Here is an 18,606-nt window from a genome sequence, read left to right as displayed (position 1 = left end):
TTACTTCTTCGCGTACTTGATCGACGACGCGACGAGCTCGGTGCGCTCCCCGCTCGCGGCGCGGAGGGCGGCGCGGCGGGCGTTGATCGGCTCGTCCTGGATCTTGGCGTGCAGCTTGAGGATCGCGTCCAGGAGCATCTCCGGCCGCGGCGGGCAGCCGGGCAGGTACATGTCGACCGGCACGATGTGGTCGACGCCCTGGACCACGGCGTAGTTGTTGAACATGCCGCCGGAGGAGGCGCAGACGCCCATCGCGAGCACCCAGCGCGGCTCGGCCATCTGGTCGTAGATCTGGCGCAGGACCGGGGCCATCTTCTGCGTGACGCGCCCGGCGACGATCATCAGGTCGGCCTGCCGCGGCGTCGCGCTGAAGCGCTCCATGCCGAAGCGGGCGATGTCGTAGCGGGAACCGCCGACCGTCATCATCTCGATCGCGCAGCAGGCGAGACCGAAGGTGGCGGGCCACAGCGAGTTCTTGCGCGACCAGTTGACGAGGCCTTCGAGGCTGGCCAGCAGGACGCCGTTGGGGAGTTTTTCTTCCAGGCCCATGGGTCTAGTTCCAATCCAGGCCGCCGCGCCGCCACACGTAGGCGTACGCGAAGCCGACCGTCGCGATGAACAGCAGGATCTCCACCAGGCCGAACGTGCCCAGCGCGTCCGCCTGCACGGCGAACGGGTAGAGGAAGACCATCTCGATGTCGAACAGGATGAACAGCATCGCGGTGATGTAGTACGCGACCGGCATCCGCCCGGCGCCGACGAGCGGCTGCGGGGACGGTTCGATGCCGCACTCGTAGGCGGAGAGCTTGGCCTTGTTGTACCGGCTGGGGCCGACGAGCGGGCCCAGCAGGACCGACAGCACGGCGAACGCCAGCGCCAGCACGAACAACAAGACGAGGGGCAGGTAGGGCTTCAGGCTCGGGGCCTCTTGCGCCAGCTGCACCGTGTCGGTCCGGGTCAGCAACGTCAGCACGGGGTCTTCGCCATCCTTTCCGCGCCGCTGCGGTTGTGCTTGTGGTGGGGAACCGCTGGGCCTCGTCGGCACCCTAAGGGACCTGGGTCACACCGCCGAGGGTCAGGGTCTCCTTACGGCCCGTGGCTGGACCGGGATCTGCTTGTGAAATAGTTCACAAGCCACTCGTCGTGGATGTGAAGGGATTCACAAAGCATGGGGGGAGTCTAGGACGCGACTCACACTCTTGTCCCTAGTACCCCGTGTTATAAGGGTCGCCTAACTTCGATCGCCATCGTTGTCACGACGCGCCGACGGCGCCCGCGCGACCTGCGCGAAGAGGCCTCAAGATCACGTTCCGGACGGACAAAACGGGGCGCTGACCTGTGATCTATCCCACTGACCGCACGGCCAACTTGTTAGGCCACTCGTGTGTCCGCGCGCGCAAGAGCGCCCCAATGTGGCCTTCGGTGCGTTCAACGCACCCAAGGCGGCCTTCGGTGCGTTCAACGCAACCAAGGCCACATTGGGGCGCTTGGGAGCGGGGGTCAGCGGGGGGAGGGGGTGGCGCGGGCGAGGGCCGCGATGAGGCGGTCGACACCGTCGCCGCCCTTGGCGTCGTAGCAGCCCGACAGGCCCTTGTAGACCAGCGGCAGGAGCTTGTTGATCCGCAGCCCGTACTTGGTGCAGGCGTGCATGATCTTCGGCTTGCCGATGATCTTCGCGAACACGTTGCCCAGCGCGTAGTAGCCGCCCATCAGCTCGCCGACCGCGCGCGGGTACGCCGCCAGCGCCCGCTCCCGCGAAGGCCCTTCGCGCCGGGCAAGCGCTTGCACGACGACCTCCGCGGCGATCTGCGCGGACTCCATGGCGGCCGAGATGCCTTCGCCGTTGAACGGGCTGACCATGCCGCCCGCGTCGCCGAGCAGCAGCAGGCCGTCGCGGTAGTGCGGGGTGCGGTTGAAGCCCATCGGGAGGCCGGCGCCGCCGACCTTGCCGATCGCGTTCTCCTCGCGGTAGCCCCACTCCTCCGGCGTCCCGTCGAGCCACTGGCGCAGCAGCGCGCGGTAGTCGGTGTTCCGGAACGACGCCGACGTCGAGAGCATGCCGAGGCCGACGTTCACCGTGCCGTCGCCGAGCGGGAACGCCCAGCCGTAACCCGGCAGCAGCTTCGGGTTCCGCGGGTCGGAGCGGTCCCACAGCTCGAGGTGGCCCTCGATGAACGGGTCGTCGTGGCGCGGGCTCTTGTAGTACTGGCGCACGGCCACGCCCATCGGGCGCTTCTCGTTCTTCTGGATGCCGACGCTCAGCGCGAGCCGCGCGGAGACGCCGTCGCAGGCCAGGACCAGCGGCGCGCGGTAGTGCACCGGCGTCCGCTCCGGGCCGACCTTCGCCTCGACGCCGACCACGCGGCCGCTCGCGTTCGTGATCGCGCCGGTGACGGTGGTGCGCTCGTACAGCCGCGCGCCCGCCTTCACGGCGAGCTTCGCGAGGAGGTCGTCGAAGTCGTGGCGGATGCGGGAGACGCCGTACGGCGGGTAGCTCGTCAGGTCCGGCCAGTCGAGTTCCAGCGTCAGGTCGCCGGTGAGGATCCGCAGGCCGCGGCTGTGCACCCAGCCCGCGTCCTCGCTGGTGTCGATGCCCAGGTCGATGAGCTGCTTGACGCCGCGCGGGGTCAGGCCGTCGCCGCAGACCTTCTCGCGGGGGAACTCGGTCTTCTCCAGCAGCAGGACGTCGACGCCCGCGCGGGCCAGGTAGGTGGCCACGGTGGACCCTGCGGGTCCGGCGCCGACGACGATGACTTCGGCGTCCTGGTCTGCGGTGCGTCGACTCATGGACGCGAGTTTAGGCAGGCTTTCGCGCGCGGTGGATCGCCACGACCCCGAATGTGAGGTTCAACCACTCGACGTCGGTCCAGCCCGCGCTCGCGATGATCTCGCCGAGGGTGCGCTGGTCGGGCCAGGTCAGCATGGATTCGGCCAGGTACTTGTAGGCCTCGGGGTTCGACGACGTCCGGCTGCCGACCCAGGTCAGCAGCTTGAGGACGAACCGCCGGTGGACGAACCGGATGGGCGCGAACGGCGGCGTCGAGACCTCGCAGATCACCAGCCGGCCGCCCGGCTTGACCACGCGGGCGATCTCGGCGAGCGCTGCCTTCGGGTCGACGAAGTTGCGCAGCGCGAGGGAGATCGTCACGGCGTCGAAGCTCTCGTCCGCGAACGGCAGGTTGAGCGCGTCGGCCGCGACCATCGGGACCTTGCGGTGCAGGCCGGCGCGCAGCATGCCGAAGGAGAAGTCCGCGGCCAGGCACCAGGCGCCCCCGCGGGCGTACTCGACGGTCGACACCCCGGTGCCGGCGGCCAGGTCCAGGACCTTTTCGCCGCGGCGGGCGTCGAGGACGCGGGCGGTCGTCGTGCGCCAGCGCCGGTCGAAGCCGAACGTCATGAACGAGTTCGCCCGGTCGTACCCGGACGCGACGCCGTCGAACATCGCGGCGACTTCGTGCGGGTCCTTGTCCAGGCTTGCGCGTGACATGACCCGAATCTAGACAGCCGGGCGAAGCCCGTCCATTGAGGGTGGCGGTGGGGCGGGGTGGGCTAGACGCCTGGCGAAGCCCGCCCGCTGAGGGTGGCGGTGGCCGGGCAAAGCCAGAGCAAAGCGGTGGCAAAGTAACAGCAAAGCCGACCTCGGCAGTGTCTTCCTCACGGCGGTCGAACAGCCCGCCGAACCCCGAGAAAGGCACTACGAGATGAGCTTCGTCAAGAAGGCGGCGGCCGTGGCCGCGCTGACCGGCGCCGTCGTCGGTGGTTCCCTGATCACCTCGGCTCCCGCGCTGGCGGGCACCGACGGTGTGGTGACGATCCAGGGCACCTGCGGTGACAAGTTCAGCCCCTCGGTCGGCGGTGGCTCCGCCGCGTGGACGATCACCTGCACCGCCGGCAAGGTCTCGGTCAACGGCTGGGTGAAGGACACCGACGCCGACGGCAAGGCCGCCGAGGTCTACGGCACCTGGGGTGACGGCACCAACTTCGGCACCGTCCGCGCCGGCGGCGAGGGCACGAAGAAGGAGTTCAACAAGTCCCGCTCCGGCTCGCACGTGTACCTCTACCTGCGCGTCATCTGATCCACGCCGGACGGGCCCGTGGCCGCGCGGACCACGGGCCCGTCCGCCAGGATCCGGCTTTCGAGGTCCCGCAGCGCGCGGCCCGGCTCCAGGCCGAGCTGCCGGACCAGCACCCGGCGGGCGCCGCGGTAGGCGTCCAGCGCCTCCGCCCGCCGCCCGTCGAGCGACAGGGCCAGCATCAGCAGGTAGTGCAGGCGCTCGCGCAACGGGTACCGCCGCACGAGCCCGGCCAGCTCGGCCACGACGGCGGCGTGCCTGCCCTGGTCGAGTTCGGCCTGGTGCAGCTGTTCGAGCAGGACCAGGCGGCGTTCGGTCAGCCGCAGGGCCTCGTCCGCCAGGACCGGGACGTCCAGGCCGCCGTACGGCGTGCCGTGCCACAACCCGAGCGCCTCGCGGATCAGCGCCGTCCGCTCGGCGGGCCGCGGCTCCTCCGCCGCCCGCACGGCGAGCACTTCGAAGCGCTCGGCGTCCAGCTCGCCCGGCCCGACGACGAGCCGGTAGCCGCCGTGCCCGGAGTGCAGCCGTTCGCGCTCCGGCAACGCCGACCTCAGCTTGTGCACGTGCCAGTGCAGCTTCGGCACCGCGCGCCGGTCGGGGTCGCCGTCCCACAGCGCGTCGGCCAGCACGTCGGCCCGGACGTAGTGGTTGGCGTCGGCCAGGAGCACGCCGAGCAGGATGCGCCGCAGCCGGCCGGGCACGGGGATCGCCCGTGCGCCGGAGACCAGGGTGATCGGACCGAGCACCTCGAACTCCACCGGAAAGTCCCTTCTCGCGTCGAGAAGTGGATCATGATCAACCGGCGTACAAATCGCGTACAGAAAACGGGCAAACCGGACTCAGGTGAAGGTGGCCAGCATCCCGGCCACGGCCGCCGGCCAGGTGAACTCCTCCGCCCTCGCGCGCGCCGCCGCCCGCCGGGCCTCCTCCGGGCGGTCCAGCAGGTCCGTCACGGCCGAGGCGAACGCGGGCGCGTGGTCGGCCACCGCCGCCCCGCAGCCCGGCCGCACGATCTCCCGCAGCGCCGACGACGCCGACACCACCACCGGCGTCCCGGACGCCAGCGCCTCCAGCGCCGCGAGCCCGAACGTCTCGTGCGGCCCGGGCGCCAGGGACACGTCCGCGCTCGCCAGCAGCCGCGCGACGTCGCCGCGGCCGGACAGGAACCCGAGGAACGTCACCGGCAGGCCGCGGGCCCGGCGTTCCAGCGCCCGCCGCCGGGGCCCGTCGCCGGCCACCACCAGCCGGACCTTCACCCCGGCCTCGGTCAGCGCGGCGACGGTGTCCACACTGCGCTCCACGTGCTTCTCCGGCGACAAACGTCCACAGTGGACGAGCAGGGCGTCCGCGCCGGCGGCCAGGCCGGCGCGCCGGCCGTCGTCGCGCAGGGCGGGCCGGAACGTCGTGAGGTCGACGCCGAGCGGGACGCGGCGGACGTTCGGCGCCGCGATCCGGTCGAACTCCGCGCGCGCGAACGCCGTCGTGCAGACGACCGTGTCGTAGCTCGCGGCCATCCGCCGGTTGGCGGCGTCGGCGACGCGGCGCGCCACCGGCTCGGGTAGCAGGAACTGCTCCAGCAGGCGGTCGAGGCGCTCGTGGGAGATGACCGTGCTGGGGACGCCGTGGCGGCTCGCCCAGCCGCCCATCCCCCGCAGCGTCAGCCGGTCGGACACCTCCAGGCGGTCCGGTTCGAGCTTGCGCAGCACCGCGCGGACCCGGTGCGGGTCGACGGCGCGATAGCCGCCGGTGCCCGGGATCCGCGGCGCCGGCAGGGAAAACCGGCGCACGCCGGTCGGCAGCACCTCGTCGGCGTACCGGCGGCCGGGCACCACGAGCGTCACCTCGTGCCCGCTCGCGACGTAGCCGGCGCCGAGGTGGTGCAGCGCGGTGCGCAGCCCGCCCGAGCGCGGCCCGTAGAAGTTCGCGAGCTGGACGATGTGCACGTCAGGCCGCGCGGGCGGCCCGGCCCCGCACGGCTTCGTAGTGCCCGAGCAGCTCGTGGCAGACGGCGGGCCAGGTCCGGCCCAGCACGACCTTGCGCGCCTTTTCGCCGAGCCTCGCGCGCAACGCGGCGTCGCGGAGGGCGTCGACCTTTTCGACCAGCGCCGGACCGAACCGCTCGCGGTCGGCGGGCAGCAGGTAGCCGGTGCGGCCGGGCAGGACGAGGTCCTTCGGGCCACCGGCGTCCGGGGCGAGCACCGGCAGCCCGGAGGCCATCGCCTCCTGCACCGCCTGGCAGAACGTCTCGTGCGGTCCTGTGTGGACGAAGACGTCGAGGCTGGCGTACGCCTTCGAGAGGTCCTCGCCGTACTTCGCGCCGAGGAAGGCCGCGCCGGGGAGCTGTTCCCTGAGGTTTTCGAGTTCGGGCCCGTCGCCGACGACGACCACCCGGATCCCCGGCACCCCGGCGAGCGCGGCCAGCCGGTCGACCTCTTTTTCGGGCGCCAGGCGGCCGACGAACCCGACGAGCAGCTCGCCGTCCGGCGCCAGCTCGGCCCGCAGCGCCGGGTCGGCGTGCGACGGCGAGAACCGGTCGATGTCGACCCCGCGCGCCCAGCGGTGCACCCGCGGGACGCCGTGGAGCCGCAGCTGTTCGACGGAGTCGCTGGAGGGCGCGAGGGTCCGGTCGGCACGCGAGTGCAGCCGCCGCACCCACCGCCACGCGGCGCGGGCGGCGAGGCCGAAGCCGTACGCGGCGGCGAACCCGGCGATGTCGGTCTGGTAGACGGCGATCGCGGGGACGCGCAGCCGTCTCGCGGCGGCGAGCCCGCGCGCGCCGACGACGAACGGCGAGGCCAGGTGCACGACGTCGGGACCGAACGCGGCCAGCGCGGTGAGCACCGTGCGCGTCGGCAGGCCGATCGGCAGGGAGCTGACGCCGGGGACGTCGAGCGCGGGGATCCGGATGACGGGGGCGCCGCGGTAGGAGTCCGGGCCGGGGCCGGGCGCGATGATCAGCACGTCGTGCGCGCGTTCGCGCAGGTGCTCGACGACCCGCAGGACGGAGTTGGTCACGCCGTTCACCTGGGGCAGGAAACTTTCGGTGACTATGGCGACTCGCACGTCCTGGACGATCGCACCCGATCCTGGCGGTGGTGTGACACGCGGGCCAACGCTGCCGGAACAGATCGGCTACGACATGTCATCTCAAGGTCGCGTGCCGGAAACCAGGGTGGCCCAGACTAGGCGGGCATGACCCTCTTGTCCTCCCGGCCGCCGCGGCCCGTCGAGCCCGGCCTGCTGTCGAGGGCGCTCGAAGTGGCCGGGCGGCTGGCCAACGACGCCACCGACGTGATCACCGCGACCGCCGGCCGCGGCGCCCACCCGTCCACGCTGGACTCGCCGTTCGACTGGGTCACCGACACGGATCGCATTCTGGAGCGCCACACGCGGCGCGTCCTGACGGCGGAGTTCCCGGGCATCCCGGTGGTGGGCCACGAGTTCGGCGCGGATCACGGAGCGGACGTCGCGGAGTACCGCTGGGTGGTGGATTCGGTGGACGGCACGGCGAACTACGTGGCCGGAGTGCCGTGGTGCGCGTACAGCCTGGCGCTGGTGGACGCGGCGGGCCCGGTGGTCGGGGTGGTGGCGGACCCGTACCGCGCCCAGATCTACGCGGCGGCGCGCGGCCGGGGAGCCCGCGCGAACGGCAAGCCGATCCAGCTGGCGGACCGCTGCGTGACGGCGGGGGCACTGGTGTGCACGGAGCTGGCCCGCACCGGTCCCTGGCCGGGAATGGGCGGCTTCATCGAGCGAGCGGCGGCGGCCCACGCGGGGGTGCGCGTGCTCGGCTCGGCGGCGTTGTCGATCGCCCAGGTGGCACTGGGTCACGCGGCGGCGGCGGTGCTGCACAGTTATCACGAGTGGGACGTGGCGGGCTCGGTGGCCATGGCCATCGAGGCGGGAGCGGTGGTCCTGGACAAGCACGGCGAGGACACGGCACTGCCGACGGACGGCCTGCTGGTGGCGGCCCCCGGGGTGGCGGACGAGGTCCTCGGCTGGTGGCAGGAGACGGCGGGCTAATCGGGTTGCGCGTGGGGTGAAGATCGAAGCATGCCGACCCTCCACACCCCGCGGCTCACGCTGGTGCCCCTCGCCGACGAGCACCTGGAGCTGGAGTACGAGCTGGACTCCGACCCCGAGGTGATGAGGTATCTCACCGGCCGCGCCTCGACGCGCACCGAAGTCGAGCGGGCGCACATCCGCCGGATGGCGACCGCGCCCGGGTTCGGGTTTTGGATGGGATTCGCGGGTGCGGACTTCGTGGGGTGGTGGCTGTTGCGGCCACCACACGGCCCGGACCAGCCGGACGTCGAAGGCGAGGCAGAGCTGGGCTACCGCCTGCTGCGCCGCCACTGGCGGCAGGGCTACGCCCGGGAAGGGTCGCTTGAGCTGCTTCGGTACGGCTTCGAGGAGCTGGGGTTGGATCGCATCTTCGCCCAGACGATGGCGGTCAACAAGCCATCCCGGGCGACGATGGCCTCGGCGGGACTGACGTTCGCAAGGGCATTCACCTCGGCGGCCGAGTACGACGACCCGATCGAGGGCGCCGAGCAGGGCGAGGTGGAGTACGAGATCACCCGGAGCCACTGGCTGAAGACGGCGGGCTGAGCTACGGCTGGATCGGCAGCCCGGGCCGAGTTGTCCACATCGGGTCCGGCTGTCCACAGATTCGCCGCGTCACCCGGTTGTGAAGCCGGCCGCCGATAAACTGGAACAGGGCACGGCCCCCAGGGTGTGGCGGGGAGCTGTCCGGTCGGTCGAGGGCGAGGAGCGGAAACACCTCAGGCCGCAACCTTCGCCCGCTTGTTCTGCCGCCGAATCCACCAAAGCGCCGGCCCAGCCACCACCCAGGTGAAGAACACAAAACTCCCCAGCGGCAGCAACGTCAAAGCAGCGGACCGCCCAGCCACCCGAGCCAGCTCAGGATCCGACGCGTCGTACTCGATCCGCACCAGCTGCCCGGCAGCCAGCCCATCCGGATACAGCACCCCGTTGGCCGGGCTGTGCACGATCCCGTCCGGCGTCTCGAAGTGGATGATCGTCCGATCGAAAGCCACCGAGTCCACGGTGGCCGTAGCCGTACCCAGCTGAGCCGAGATGGCGCTGTCGTTCCGGACAGCCGCGAACAGCAGGCAAACGCACATCACGGTGAGCAGCGAGGCAACGCCGAGGATGGTCCACCACCCGACGCGCCTCGCCCGCTCACCTCTCGTGCTCACGCCGCGAGCGTAGCGGTCCCGCTCAACCCGCGTGTTCGGCGTGGAGGAACCGGTGGTTCTGCTGGATCTGGTCGTACGAGCGTGGCTTCACCGAGGCAACACGAGCGGCGGCGGCGGCAGCACCGTTCGGCCCCACGGAAGGCTTCCCCGCCGTGTACAGCCACGTCTGGAACAGGTCGTGCAGCGGCTTGCCCGAGATCTTCTCCGCCAGCGCGATGAACTCGAGGATCCGCCCGTGCGACCCGGCCTTCTGCGCCAGCCACGTCTTCAGAATCTCGAAGAACGCCTGGTCACCCACGGCCGTCCGCAGCGCCTGCAGCGCCAGCGCGCCCCGGTCGTACACGGCGTTGTCGAACTGGTTGTCCGCGCCCGGGTCGGCCGGGACGAGCTTCCACAGGTCACCGTCGGCCGGGTTCGAGTCGTACGTGTACTGGGCCAGCTCGGCGACCGTGCCCTCGCCCTCGTGCTCCGACCACAGCCACTCCGCGTACGACGCGAAGCCCTCGTTGAGCCAGATGTCGCTCCAGCGCCCCAGCGAGACGTCGTCGCCGAACCACTGGTGGGCGTTCTCGTGCGCGATCAACGTCGTGTTCGAGCCGAAGCGGAAGTTGCGCGCCCCGTACGTCGGGCGGGTCTGGTTCTCCAGGGAGAACCCGATGCCGCTGGTCACGACGCCGCCCTGGGCCTCGAACGGGTACGGCCCGAACTGCGTCGCCAGGAACTCGTTGATCTCCGGCGTCCGCTCGACGCTGGCCTTCGCCGCGTACAGCGAGTCGCCGAGGTCGGCGCCGTAAGCGTTGATGAACGGCTTGCCGTCGGGCGTGGTCGACTCGACGACCTCGTACTTGCCGACGATGAACGACGTCAGGTAGGTCGCCTGCGGCTTGGTGCTGCGCCACTGCCAGCGGGTCCAGCCGGCGCGCTGCTTCGACTTGCGGACCAGCGTGCCGTTGGAGATGGCGGCGTTGCCGTCCGGCGCCTCGATCGTGACGTCGTAGGTCGCCTTGTCGGTCGGGTGGTCGTTGGCCGGGAACCACCACGCGGAGCTCTGCGGCTCGTCGATGCCCAGCGCCCCGAAGGACCCCTTCTTCCACGCGTTGAGGCCGTCCACCTTCTCGGTCGACGGCGTGTCCGCGTAGGCGACGACGACGGTCGCGGTCTGGCCCTTGAGCAGCGGCTGCGCCGGCGTGATGACCAGCTCGCCGTTGCCGTTCTGGTTCGCGAACCGCGCCGGCCGGTTGTTCACCCGCACGCTCGACGCCTTCAGCGCGAAGTCGAGGTCGAACCGCGAGAGGTCCTGCGTCGCGGTGAGCAGCAGCGTGGTGGTGCCGGAGAGCAGGTCGGTCGCCGGCTGGTAGGAGAGCCGGATGTCGTAGTGCAGCACGTCCGTGCCGCCGTTGCCGGCGTTCGGGTAGTACGGGTCGCCGACGCCGGGAGCGCCGGGCGCGGGCGCCGCGCTCGCGGTGCCGGCGAGCAGCACCGAGACGACGCCGGCCGCGAGCGCACCGAGGCCGGTGCGCGTTCTTGCACGCATTCGTTTTCCTCCTGAAGGAGTGAGAAGCAGCGCGCTCGAACGTAGCCAGCCGGGCACACCCCAGGAACAGCCGAAGGGAGGTTTCTTGCCTACTGGGATTACACCCGGAAAGCGGTTGACGTCACCCCGCGGAGACAGCCGCGGACACCGCCGCCCGCAGGCGGCCGTGCAGGTCGCGGTGCCGCGAGCGGTCCACCCGCACCTCGACGACCCGCAGCCCCGGCGCGGGTTCCAGGGCCGCCCGGAACTCCGTCAGCGTCTCCGCGACGACGTGCGGGACGCGGTAGCCCGCGCACAGCGCGCCCAGGTCGGCGCCGTGCGGGGTGCCGAAGACGCGCTCGAAGCTGGCCGAGTGTTCCGGCGCCCCCTGCTCCAGCAGCGAGAAGATGCCGCCGCCGTCGTCGTTGAGGACCACGATCGTCAGGTCGGGCCGCTGCTCGGCGGGCCCGGTCAGCAGCCCGGACGCGTCGTGCAGGAACGTCAGGTCGCCCAGCAGCGCGTACGACGGGCCTCGGTGCACGTACGCGGCTCCGATGGCCGTCGAGACCGTGCCGTCGATGCCCGCGACACCGCGGTTGCGGTGCACGAGGACGTCCGGGCGCAGGCGGCCGGCCAGCGCGACGTCCCGGGTCGGGTTGGACGAGCCGACGACCAGCAGCGAGTCCGGCGGCAGCGCGTCGACCAGCTCGGTCGCCACCCGCAACCCGGACGGCCACGTCTCCGAAGCCAGCGTGTCGGCGACCGCGGCCGCCGCCGCCGCGTCGGCCCGGCGCCAGCTCGCCAGCCACTCCGGGTCGGCGGGCTTGGTCGGCTCGTCGAACCACTGCCCGACCTGCCGGACGTTGTGCGCGGGCGCCGGCCAGTCCGAGTCCGGGCGCACCAGCAGCACCTCGACACCGGGGTCCGAGATCACCTGCTGGATCTGCCGGAACACCGTCGGACGGCCGAGGCAGAGCACCTGCTCCGGCTTGTGCCGCGAGATGAACTCCTCGACGCCGAGCAGCCACGCGCCGGAGGAGATCGCCGTGCCGCCGGACAGCCCGATCCCGCCGGTTTCGGAGATCACCGGCCAGCCGTGCTGCTCGGCCCACTCGCTGGCTGCCTGGACGCCGGTGTCGCACGCGATCACCAGGCCGTGCCGCGCCGAGGGCACGACGAACGACGGCAGCGCGCCGAAGTCCGGCAGCTCGGTCCAGCGGGAGCCGTCGGGACGGCCGTCGAGCGATTCGTACCACTCGCCGTCGTCGTCGAGGTCCGGCACGAGGGGCTCGCGGAACGGGATGTTCAGGTGCACGGGCCCGCAGCGCCACTCGCCGTAGGCGGCGTTCCAGGCCCGGCAGATCTGGCTCCGCCAGTACGAGTTCTGGCCGGCCCGCCGCTCGGCGACGGCCAGCTCGTCGAAGTAGCGGACGGCGTCGCCGTAGAGCTGGTGCTGGTCGATGACCTGCGACGCCCCCGCGGCCCGCAGCTCGGGCGGCCGGTCGGCGGTCATGACGATCAGCGGGACGCCGGCCCGGTCGGCCTCCAGGACCGCCGGGTGGAAGTTCGCGGCCGCGGTGCCGGACGTGCAGAGCACGGCGACCGGGCGGCCGGTGCGCGCGGCGATGCCGAGGGCGAGGAAGGCGGCGCCGCGCTCGTCGATGCGGACGTGCAGCCGGAGCTTGCCCGCGGCGGCGGCGTCGTACAGCGCGATCGACAGCGGCGCGTTGCGGGAGCCCGGGCAGAGGACGACGTGCGAAACGGTGTTGCGGACGAGCTCGTCGACGATCACCCTGGCCTGCGCGGTGGAAGGGTTCACCGGCACGCCCCTGGGTAGCGATCGTTCATGTCCACACGTCCTATCCTCGCAAACGTGGATGACGCCCGAGTTTCCGAGCTGTTCGATCCGGCCGCGTGGACCGAGGTCGAAGGTTTCGCCTTCACCGACATCACTTACCACCGCTCCGCTGAGAGCCGCGGGGGCAAACGCGTGGTGCGCATCGCGTTCGACCGCCCCGAGGTCCGCAACGCCTTCCGCCCGCACTCCGTCGACGAGCTCTACCGCGCCCTCGACCACGCCCGGATGAGCGCCGACGTCGGCTGTGTCCTGCTCACCGGGAACGGCCCGTCGCCCAAGGACGGCGGGTGGGCGTTCTGCTCCGGTGGTGACCAGCGTATTCGCGGACGGTCCGGGTATCAGTACGCGAGCGGGGAGACCTCCGACACGGTGGACCCGGCGCGGGCCGGCCGGCTGCACATCCTCGAGTGCCAGCGGCTCATCCGCTTCATGCCGAAACCCGTGATCGCGGTGGTGCCGGGCTGGGCCGCGGGCGGCGGGCACTCGCTGCACGTCGTGTGCGATCTCACCCTCGCCTCGGCCGAGCACGCGAAGTTCAAGCAGACCGACGCCGACGTCGGCTCGTTCGACGGCGGCTACGGCTCGGCGTACCTGGCGAAGATGGTCGGGCAGAAGTTCGCCCGGGAGATCTTCTTCCTCGGCCGCGAGTACTCCGCCGAGCAGATGCACCAGATGGGGGCCGTCAACGCGGTCGTCCCGCACGCCGACCTGGAAAAAGAGGCGCTGACCTGGGCCTGGGAGATCACGCGCAAGTCGCCGACGGCGCAGCGGATGCTGAAGTACGCCTTCAACCTCACCGACGACGGCCTGGTCGGCCAGCAGCTGTTCGCCGGCGAAACCACCCGGTTGGCCTACATGCAGGACGAGGCCGTCGAAGGCCGTGACGCCTTCCTCCAGAAGCGCGACCCCGACTTCAAGGACGTCCCCTATTACTACTGAGCTGCTCCCGGTCCACCTCGACGGCTCGCCCGAAGCGCTCGAGACGCTGAAGGCGGCCGTCGCGGCCGCGCTGGGCGGCGGCCCGGCGGTGCTGCCGTTCACCGATCCCGCGCTGCGCGACGCGATGGCGCCGGACGAGCCCGCCGAGCCGGGCACCGCCGTGGTCATCGCCACATCGGGCTCGACCGGCGCACCGAAGGGCGTCCTGCTGTCGGCCCGCGCGCTGACCGCGTCCGCCGAGGCCACGCACGCCCGGCTCGGCGGGCCGGGGCACTGGCTGCTGGCCACGCCGGCGCACTACATCGGCGGGCTGCAGGTGCTGGTCCGGTCGCTGCTGGCCGGGACGACCCCGGCGCTGCTGCCCGGCACCGGCTTCCGCCCGGACGACTTCGCCGCCGCGGCGGCCCGGCTGAAGGGCAGCCCGCGGTACACGGCGCTGGTGCCGACCCAGCTGGTCCGCCTGCTCGACGACGGCGGCGCGGGGCTGGCCGCGGCGAAGACGTTCGACGCGATCGTGGTGGGCGCCGCGGCGACCTCGCCGGCCCTGCGCGAGCGCGCCGCGGACGCCGGGGTGCGCATCGTGCCGGCGTACGGGATGAGCGAGACGGCCAGCGGCTGCGTCTACGACGGAGTCCCCCTCGACGGCGTCCGCGTCGACGTCTCGGGTGACCGGATCCGGATCGCCGGCGACGTCCTCGCGCACGGCTACCGGCGGCGGCCGGACCTGACGGCGGAGTCCTTCTCGAACGGCTGGTTCACGACGTCCGACCGGGGCGTCCGCCACGACGACGGCCGCGTCGAGGTCCTCGGCCGGGCCGACGACATGATCAACACCGGCGGCGTGAAGGTGTCGGCGACCGCGGTCGAGCGGTGCCTCTGCGCGCAGCCGGGGGTGCGGGACGCGTGCGTCGTCGGCGTGCCGGACCCGGAGTGGGGCGAGGCCGTGGTGGCGCTGGTCGTCCCACGGGGTGAGCACGGCGACCTGCGGGCGGCGGTCCGCGCGGAACTCGGCGCGGCGGCCACCCCGAAGCGCATCGAATTCGGCCCCGAGCTGCCGCTGCGCGGGCCGGGCAAGGTCGACCGGGCGGCGGTACGGGCCCGGCTGGGGGCGCGTCCGACCGGCTGAATGGTGGCACTTCGTTGACACATACAGGGTGCGCCCGCTTGGCTACTCACCATGACGCGCTGGTTCAGAACTGCACTCGTGGCCACGGCCGTCACGCTGGGCGTATTGCTGCCCGCGGGAGCGGCACTCGCCGAGGGCGTGGACCCCAGCAGCGGGTCCCTCGTCTGGCAGCTGCCCGGCGGCGACTGAGTTCCCGGGTTCCGGCTCGCCCGTAGATCACCATGGCGTTGAATGGCGCCATGGCGAGCTTGAGCGAGTGGATCGAAGGTGCCCGGCCGCGGACGCTGCCCAACGCGGTGGCGCCGGTGGTGGCGGGTGCCGGCGCGGCGATCGCGCTGGACGCGTTCTCCTGGTGGCGTTCGGCGCTGGCGCTGCTGGTCTCCCTCTCGCTGATCGTCGGCGTCAACTACGCCAACGACTACTCCGACGGCATCCGCGGCACGGACGAGCACCGCGTCGGCCCGCTGCGGCTGGTCGGCTCCGGTGTCGCCGCGCCGAAGGCCGTGCTCACCGCCGCGCTGGTCTCCCTCGGCCTCGCCGGGGTGCTGGGCCTGCTCCTGGTGGCGCTCAGCGGGCGCTGGTGGCTGCTGGGGATGGGCGCGCTGTGCATCCTCGGCGCGTGGTTCTACACCGGCGGCAAGAAGCCCTACGGCTACTACGGCTTCGGCGAGATCGCCGTCTTCGTGTTCTTCGGCCTGGCCGGCGTGCTGGGCACGGTGTATGTCCAGGCGGGGCGGGTGAGCTGGGCGGCGCTGGCGTGCGCGGTCGCGGTCGGCTGCTTCTCGACGGCGGTCCTGACGGCCAACAACCTGCGTGACATCCCCACGGACATCGAGTCCGGCAAGCGCACCCTGGCCACCCGCCTGGGCGACAAGGGCACCCGGCGGCTCTACCTCGCGCTGATCGCGGTGCCGTACCTGATCAGCCTGTCGTTCGTCTTCATCGGCTATCCGACGGCACCGGTGGCGGTGCTGACCATCGGCCTGCTGCTCCCGGCCGTGGGCGCGGTCCACGGCGGGAAGACCGGGCGCGAGCTGATCCCCGCCCTGCGGGACACCGGCCTGGCCATGCTGGTGTGGTCCGTGGTCACCGCGGTCGCGCTGAACCTCTAGCTCTCCGGAACGAACTTCCCCGTCGTCAGGAACTCCTCGAACAACGCCGTGTGCGGCGCGAGGTCCAAGCCCTGCTCGGCCAGCCACTCGTCGTTGTAGTAGGTGTGCGCGTACCGCTCGCCGCCGTCGCACAGGAGCGTCACCACGCTGCCCGCCTGGCCGTCCTCGACCATCCGGGAGATGAGCCGGAACGCTCCGTAGAGGTTGGTGCCCGTCGAGCCGCCCGCCCAGTGCCCGGTGCGCTCGCGCAGCAGCCGGATGGCCGCCAGGGACCCCGCGTCGGGGATCTGGAACATCTCGTCGATGACGCCGGGGACGAACGACGGCTCGCAGCGCGGCCGCCCGATGCCCTCGATCCGCGACGGCATGCCGGTGCCGTAGTCCAGCGCGCCGGTCTCCCAGGCGCCGTAGAACGACGAGTTCTCCGGGTCGACGACGCAGATCTTCGTCGTGTGGCGCTTGTAGCGGACGTACCGGCCGAACGTCGCACTCGTGCCGCCCGTGCCGGCGCCGACGACGATCCACTTCGGGATCGGGTGGCGCTCCGAGCGCATCTGGGCGAACACCGACTCCGCGATGTTGTTGTTCCCGCGCCAGTCCGTCGCGCGCTCGGCGTAGGTGAACTGGTCGAGGTAGTGCCCGCCGCACTCGGCCGCGAGCCGCTCGGCCTCGGGGTACATCGCCGGGGCCTGGTCGACGAAGTGGCACTCGCCGCCGTAGAACTCGATGAGCGCGATCTTCTCCTTCGACGTGCGCCGCGGCACGACGGTGATGAAGCGCAGCCCCAGCATCCGGGCGAAATAGGCCTCGGACACCGCAGTCGAGCCGCTGGAGGCCTCGACGAGCACGGTGTCCGGCCCGATCTGGCCGTTGACCAGCCCGTAGAGGAACAGCGACCGGGCCAGCCGGTGCTTCAGCGAGCCGGTCGGGTGGACCGACTCGTCCTTGAGGTAGAGGTCGATGCCCCACTCCGGGGGCAGCGGGAAGACGTGCAGGTGCGTGTCGGCGCTGCGGTTGGCGTCGGCCTCGATGATCCGGACGGCCTCGCGGACCCAGCTGCGGTTGTGCGGGCGGCTCACTCGGACTGCCCGGCGGTGTCGCCGCGCAGCTGCGCGCGCAGCTCGGCACGGGCGCGGGCCCGCTTCTCGTTGCGCTTCGCCAGCCCGGCGGTGACGCGGGCGTTGAGCGAGCGGAACAGCAGCAGGCCGAGCGGCAGCCCGACAACCAGGCCGATGAGCAGGGCCACCAGCAGCGGCACCCCGGCCAGGGACAGTGCCCACGCGATCACCGCGACCAGCACGAACCGCGCCAGCAGGTACAGCGTCAGGTCACGGGCCAGCTGCGGGGCCTTCTCGTCGCTCACATCAACGCAGGCTACGCCCCGCCCGCGCGGTCCTTCTGCAGGCCCGCGTTGTTCGGGCGGCCCTCGAACCGCGTCGAGAGCACCACGGTGGTGTTCGTCCGCCCGACGCCGGGGATGCGGCGCAGCCGGCCGAGGGTGCGTTCCAGCTCGTCGACGGTCGGCACCCGCACCTTGACGACGAACGCTTCGTCGCCGGCCACCGCGTAGCAGCTCTCGACCTCGTCGAGCTCGCCGAGCGCGTCGGCGACGTCGTCCTCGGTCGCGGTGTCGGTGGGATGGATGCCGACGAGGGCGGTGACGCCGAGGCCGACCGAGCTGGGGTCGACGACCGCGTGGTAGCCGGTGATCACGCCGGCGGCTTCCAGTTTGCCCACGCGCTCGTGCACCGACGAGGCGGACAACCCGACGGCCCGGCCGAGGTCGGCGTAAGTGGCCCGTCCGTTGATGCGCAACGCTGCGATGATCTTCCGGTCCAACTGATCCACGGGATCACTCTATGCGGTTGGACAATCCCCCATTGGCACCACGCCTCGCGCCCGGTAGCCCGGCGGAGCGACATCTTGGCTCGTCAGGTCACCGACGGGTAGTTGCCGAGCGTGCGCAACCTGTCCGTTTTGACCTTTAAGGGCTCTTTACTCAAAGACAACCGTTCGAGTACCTGGCGGGTGAAGTGCAACGATTGCCTTGTTGGCTACCCCGGCGCGACGGTCCAGAAGGGCCCGGACGCCTCCGGTATAGCAGTGAGTTCGTGAAGGAGGCGGAAAATGACCGCGACGATGGGCGGACGTCTGCTCACCCCTGGCGAGGTGGCAGCCCTGTTCCGCGTAGACCCGAAGACGGTCACCCGGTGGGCGACCGCAGGCCGGATCGGCTCGATCCGCACGCCGGGCGGACACCGGCGGTTCCGCGAGGCCGAGGTGAACGATCTCCTCGCCGAGCTGACCACCGACGCCAGCGAACCGGCGCGCACCGCCTGAACCATCCGGACGCCAGGGCCGTGTCGGGTACGGGAACCACCCCGTCCCCGACACGGCCTTCGTGCTCTTCCGGTCGGCTTCAGGCCCACCACACGGCCGGAGAGGTTAACCTCGGGGGACAGGCAGCCATACGGAAGGATCCGGCATGCTCGCTCTGCTCGCGGCGGTCGGCGCGCTGGTCGTCGCCCTGCTCCTGTGGCGGTCGTTCGCCGGCCAGCGGATCGGGGTGCCCTCGGCACCGCGCCGCGCCCCCCTCGCCCCGGACGACGACCCCGACTTCCTGCGCCAGCTGGCCGAACAGCAGCGCAAACGCCGGGACGAAGACCTTTAGGAAGCCCTTTACCTTCGCCGCCGCCGGGGGGGGGGGGGGGTTTGGGGGTTTTGCCCCGAAAAAAACACACCCCCGCGGGGGGGCAGGGGGGG

22 protein-coding genes are annotated in these 18,606 nt (G+C 71.7%); 9 read left to right on the top strand and 13 right to left on the bottom strand.

Going from position 1 to position 18,606, the window contains the following annotated elements; all coding sequences use genetic code 11:
• The 4 genes from I4Q55_RS24815 to I4Q55_RS24800 form a co-directional block, all read right to left on the bottom strand.
• Window positions 1-549: an NADH-quinone oxidoreductase subunit B family protein gene (locus tag I4Q55_RS24815; RefSeq protein ID WP_206790920.1), complete on the bottom strand. Its 549-nt coding sequence runs from the start codon at window positions 547-549 to the stop codon at window positions 1-3.
• Window positions 550-553: 4 nt separating this feature from the next.
• A complete protein-coding gene (locus I4Q55_RS24810; protein WP_206790918.1) occupies window positions 554-973 on the bottom strand; it encodes an NADH-quinone oxidoreductase subunit A in 420 nt (139 codons plus the stop codon).
• Window positions 974-1,500: 527 nt separating this feature from the next.
• The gene (locus I4Q55_RS24805; protein WP_206790916.1) at window positions 1,501-2,787 is read right to left on the bottom strand and encodes a geranylgeranyl reductase family protein; all 1,287 of its coding nucleotides are present in this window, start codon (window positions 2,785-2,787) and stop codon (window positions 1,501-1,503) included.
• 10 nt (window positions 2,788-2,797) lie between these two features.
• The gene (locus I4Q55_RS24800) at window positions 2,798-3,487 is read right to left on the bottom strand and encodes a class I SAM-dependent methyltransferase (protein WP_206790915.1); all 690 of its coding nucleotides are present in this window, start codon (window positions 3,485-3,487) and stop codon (window positions 2,798-2,800) included.
• A 214-nt stretch (window positions 3,488-3,701) separates the two neighbouring features.
• Between I4Q55_RS24800 and I4Q55_RS24795 the strand changes: the two genes are divergently transcribed.
• Window positions 3,702-4,076, top strand: a complete 375-nt coding sequence (locus I4Q55_RS24795; protein ID WP_206790914.1) for a hypothetical protein — start codon at window positions 3,702-3,704, stop codon at window positions 4,074-4,076.
• Here I4Q55_RS24795 and I4Q55_RS24790 read toward each other — a convergent pair.
• From I4Q55_RS24790 to I4Q55_RS24780, 3 genes are all read right to left on the bottom strand, one after another.
• Complete coding sequence (locus I4Q55_RS24790; protein ID WP_206790913.1) at window positions 4,058-4,831, bottom strand: AfsR/SARP family transcriptional regulator; 774 nt, start codon at window positions 4,829-4,831, stop codon at window positions 4,058-4,060. The genes I4Q55_RS24795 and I4Q55_RS24790 overlap by 19 nt on opposite strands.
• Before the next feature lie 81 nt (window positions 4,832-4,912).
• Window positions 4,913-6,016, bottom strand: a complete 1,104-nt coding sequence (locus tag I4Q55_RS24785; protein WP_206790912.1) for a glycosyltransferase — start codon at window positions 6,014-6,016, stop codon at window positions 4,913-4,915.
• 1 nt (window position 6,017) lies between these two features.
• Window positions 6,018-7,088: a glycosyltransferase family 1 protein gene (locus I4Q55_RS24780; protein WP_307793294.1), complete on the bottom strand. Its 1,071-nt coding sequence runs from the start codon at window positions 7,086-7,088 to the stop codon at window positions 6,018-6,020.
• A gap of 177 nt (window positions 7,089-7,265) precedes the next feature.
• Here I4Q55_RS24780 and I4Q55_RS24775 point away from each other — a divergent pair, with 177 nt between their 5' ends.
• Entirely contained in the window at window positions 7,266-8,096 is an 831-nt protein-coding gene (locus I4Q55_RS24775; RefSeq protein ID WP_206790910.1) for an inositol monophosphatase, read from the top strand.
• A 30-nt stretch (window positions 8,097-8,126) separates the two neighbouring features.
• Window positions 8,127-8,684 (top strand): GNAT family N-acetyltransferase, encoded by a 558-nt coding sequence (locus I4Q55_RS24770; RefSeq protein ID WP_206790908.1) that lies wholly within the window; start codon window positions 8,127-8,129, stop codon window positions 8,682-8,684.
• Window positions 8,685-8,857: 173 nt separating this feature from the next.
• Here the strand turns inward: I4Q55_RS24770 and I4Q55_RS24765 are convergent, their stop codons facing one another.
• From I4Q55_RS24765 to menD, 3 genes are all read right to left on the bottom strand, one after another.
• Window positions 8,858-9,295 carry a DUF3592 domain-containing protein gene (locus tag I4Q55_RS24765; protein WP_206790906.1) on the bottom strand — a complete coding sequence of 146 codons (438 nt, stop codon included), beginning with the start codon at window positions 9,293-9,295 and terminating at the stop codon, window positions 8,858-8,860.
• A gap of 22 nt (window positions 9,296-9,317) precedes the next feature.
• Complete coding sequence (locus I4Q55_RS24760) at window positions 9,318-10,829, bottom strand: M1 family metallopeptidase (protein WP_206790904.1); 1,512 nt, start codon at window positions 10,827-10,829, stop codon at window positions 9,318-9,320.
• Between the two features lie 121 nt (window positions 10,830-10,950).
• Window positions 10,951-12,627, bottom strand: coding sequence for a 2-succinyl-5-enolpyruvyl-6-hydroxy-3-cyclohexene-1-carboxylic-acid synthase (gene menD / locus I4Q55_RS24755; RefSeq protein WP_206790903.1), 1,677 nt, complete (start codon window positions 12,625-12,627; stop codon window positions 10,951-10,953).
• A 54-nt stretch (window positions 12,628-12,681) separates the two neighbouring features.
• Between menD and I4Q55_RS24750 the strand changes: the two genes are divergently transcribed.
• The 4 genes from I4Q55_RS24750 to I4Q55_RS24735 are packed head-to-tail and all read left to right on the top strand — an operon-like array spanning window position 12,682 to window position 15,843.
• Window positions 12,682-13,605, top strand: a complete 924-nt coding sequence (locus I4Q55_RS24750) for a 1,4-dihydroxy-2-naphthoyl-CoA synthase (protein WP_206790901.1) — start codon at window positions 12,682-12,684, stop codon at window positions 13,603-13,605.
• Between the two features lies 1 nt (window position 13,606).
• Window positions 13,607-14,731, top strand: coding sequence for an o-succinylbenzoate--CoA ligase (gene menE, locus I4Q55_RS24745; protein ID WP_206791096.1), 1,125 nt, complete (start codon window positions 13,607-13,609; stop codon window positions 14,729-14,731).
• Window positions 14,732-14,782: 51 nt separating this feature from the next.
• Window positions 14,783-14,920 (top strand): hypothetical protein, encoded by a 138-nt coding sequence (locus I4Q55_RS24740; protein WP_206790900.1) that lies wholly within the window; start codon window positions 14,783-14,785, stop codon window positions 14,918-14,920.
• A 50-nt stretch (window positions 14,921-14,970) separates the two neighbouring features.
• A complete protein-coding gene (locus tag I4Q55_RS24735) occupies window positions 14,971-15,843 on the top strand; it encodes a 1,4-dihydroxy-2-naphthoate polyprenyltransferase (RefSeq protein WP_206790899.1) in 873 nt (290 codons plus the stop codon).
• Here I4Q55_RS24735 and I4Q55_RS24730 read toward each other — a convergent pair.
• The 3 genes from I4Q55_RS24730 to I4Q55_RS24720 are packed head-to-tail and all read right to left on the bottom strand — an operon-like array spanning window position 15,840 to window position 17,691.
• Window positions 15,840-16,922, bottom strand: coding sequence for a PLP-dependent cysteine synthase family protein (locus I4Q55_RS24730; protein ID WP_206790898.1), 1,083 nt, complete (start codon window positions 16,920-16,922; stop codon window positions 15,840-15,842). The genes I4Q55_RS24735 and I4Q55_RS24730 overlap by 4 nt on opposite strands.
• Window positions 16,919-17,206 carry a DUF4229 domain-containing protein gene (locus I4Q55_RS24725; protein WP_206790897.1) on the bottom strand — a complete coding sequence of 96 codons (288 nt, stop codon included), beginning with the start codon at window positions 17,204-17,206 and terminating at the stop codon, window positions 16,919-16,921. Before I4Q55_RS24725 ends, I4Q55_RS24730 begins: the two co-directional genes overlap by 4 nt.
• Before the next feature lie 11 nt (window positions 17,207-17,217).
• A complete protein-coding gene (locus tag I4Q55_RS24720; protein WP_167384413.1) occupies window positions 17,218-17,691 on the bottom strand; it encodes an Lrp/AsnC family transcriptional regulator in 474 nt (157 codons plus the stop codon).
• Between the two features lie 279 nt (window positions 17,692-17,970).
• Here I4Q55_RS24720 and I4Q55_RS24715 point away from each other — a divergent pair, with 279 nt between their 5' ends.
• Together I4Q55_RS24715 and I4Q55_RS24710 are read left to right on the top strand one after the other, a co-directional pair.
• Window positions 17,971-18,183 carry a BldC family transcriptional regulator gene (locus tag I4Q55_RS24715; protein WP_206790896.1) on the top strand — a complete coding sequence of 71 codons (213 nt, stop codon included), beginning with the start codon at window positions 17,971-17,973 and terminating at the stop codon, window positions 18,181-18,183.
• A 145-nt stretch (window positions 18,184-18,328) separates the two neighbouring features.
• Window positions 18,329-18,514: a hypothetical protein gene (locus I4Q55_RS24710; protein WP_043783873.1), complete on the top strand. Its 186-nt coding sequence runs from the start codon at window positions 18,329-18,331 to the stop codon at window positions 18,512-18,514.
• The last annotated feature ends 92 nt before the right edge of the window (window positions 18,515-18,606 follow it).

The organism is Amycolatopsis sp. MtRt-6 (genome assembly GCF_017308975.1).
Lineage (GTDB): Bacteria > Actinomycetota > Actinomycetes > Mycobacteriales > Pseudonocardiaceae > Amycolatopsis.
This window is presented reverse-complemented; position numbering and strand designations above follow the sequence as displayed.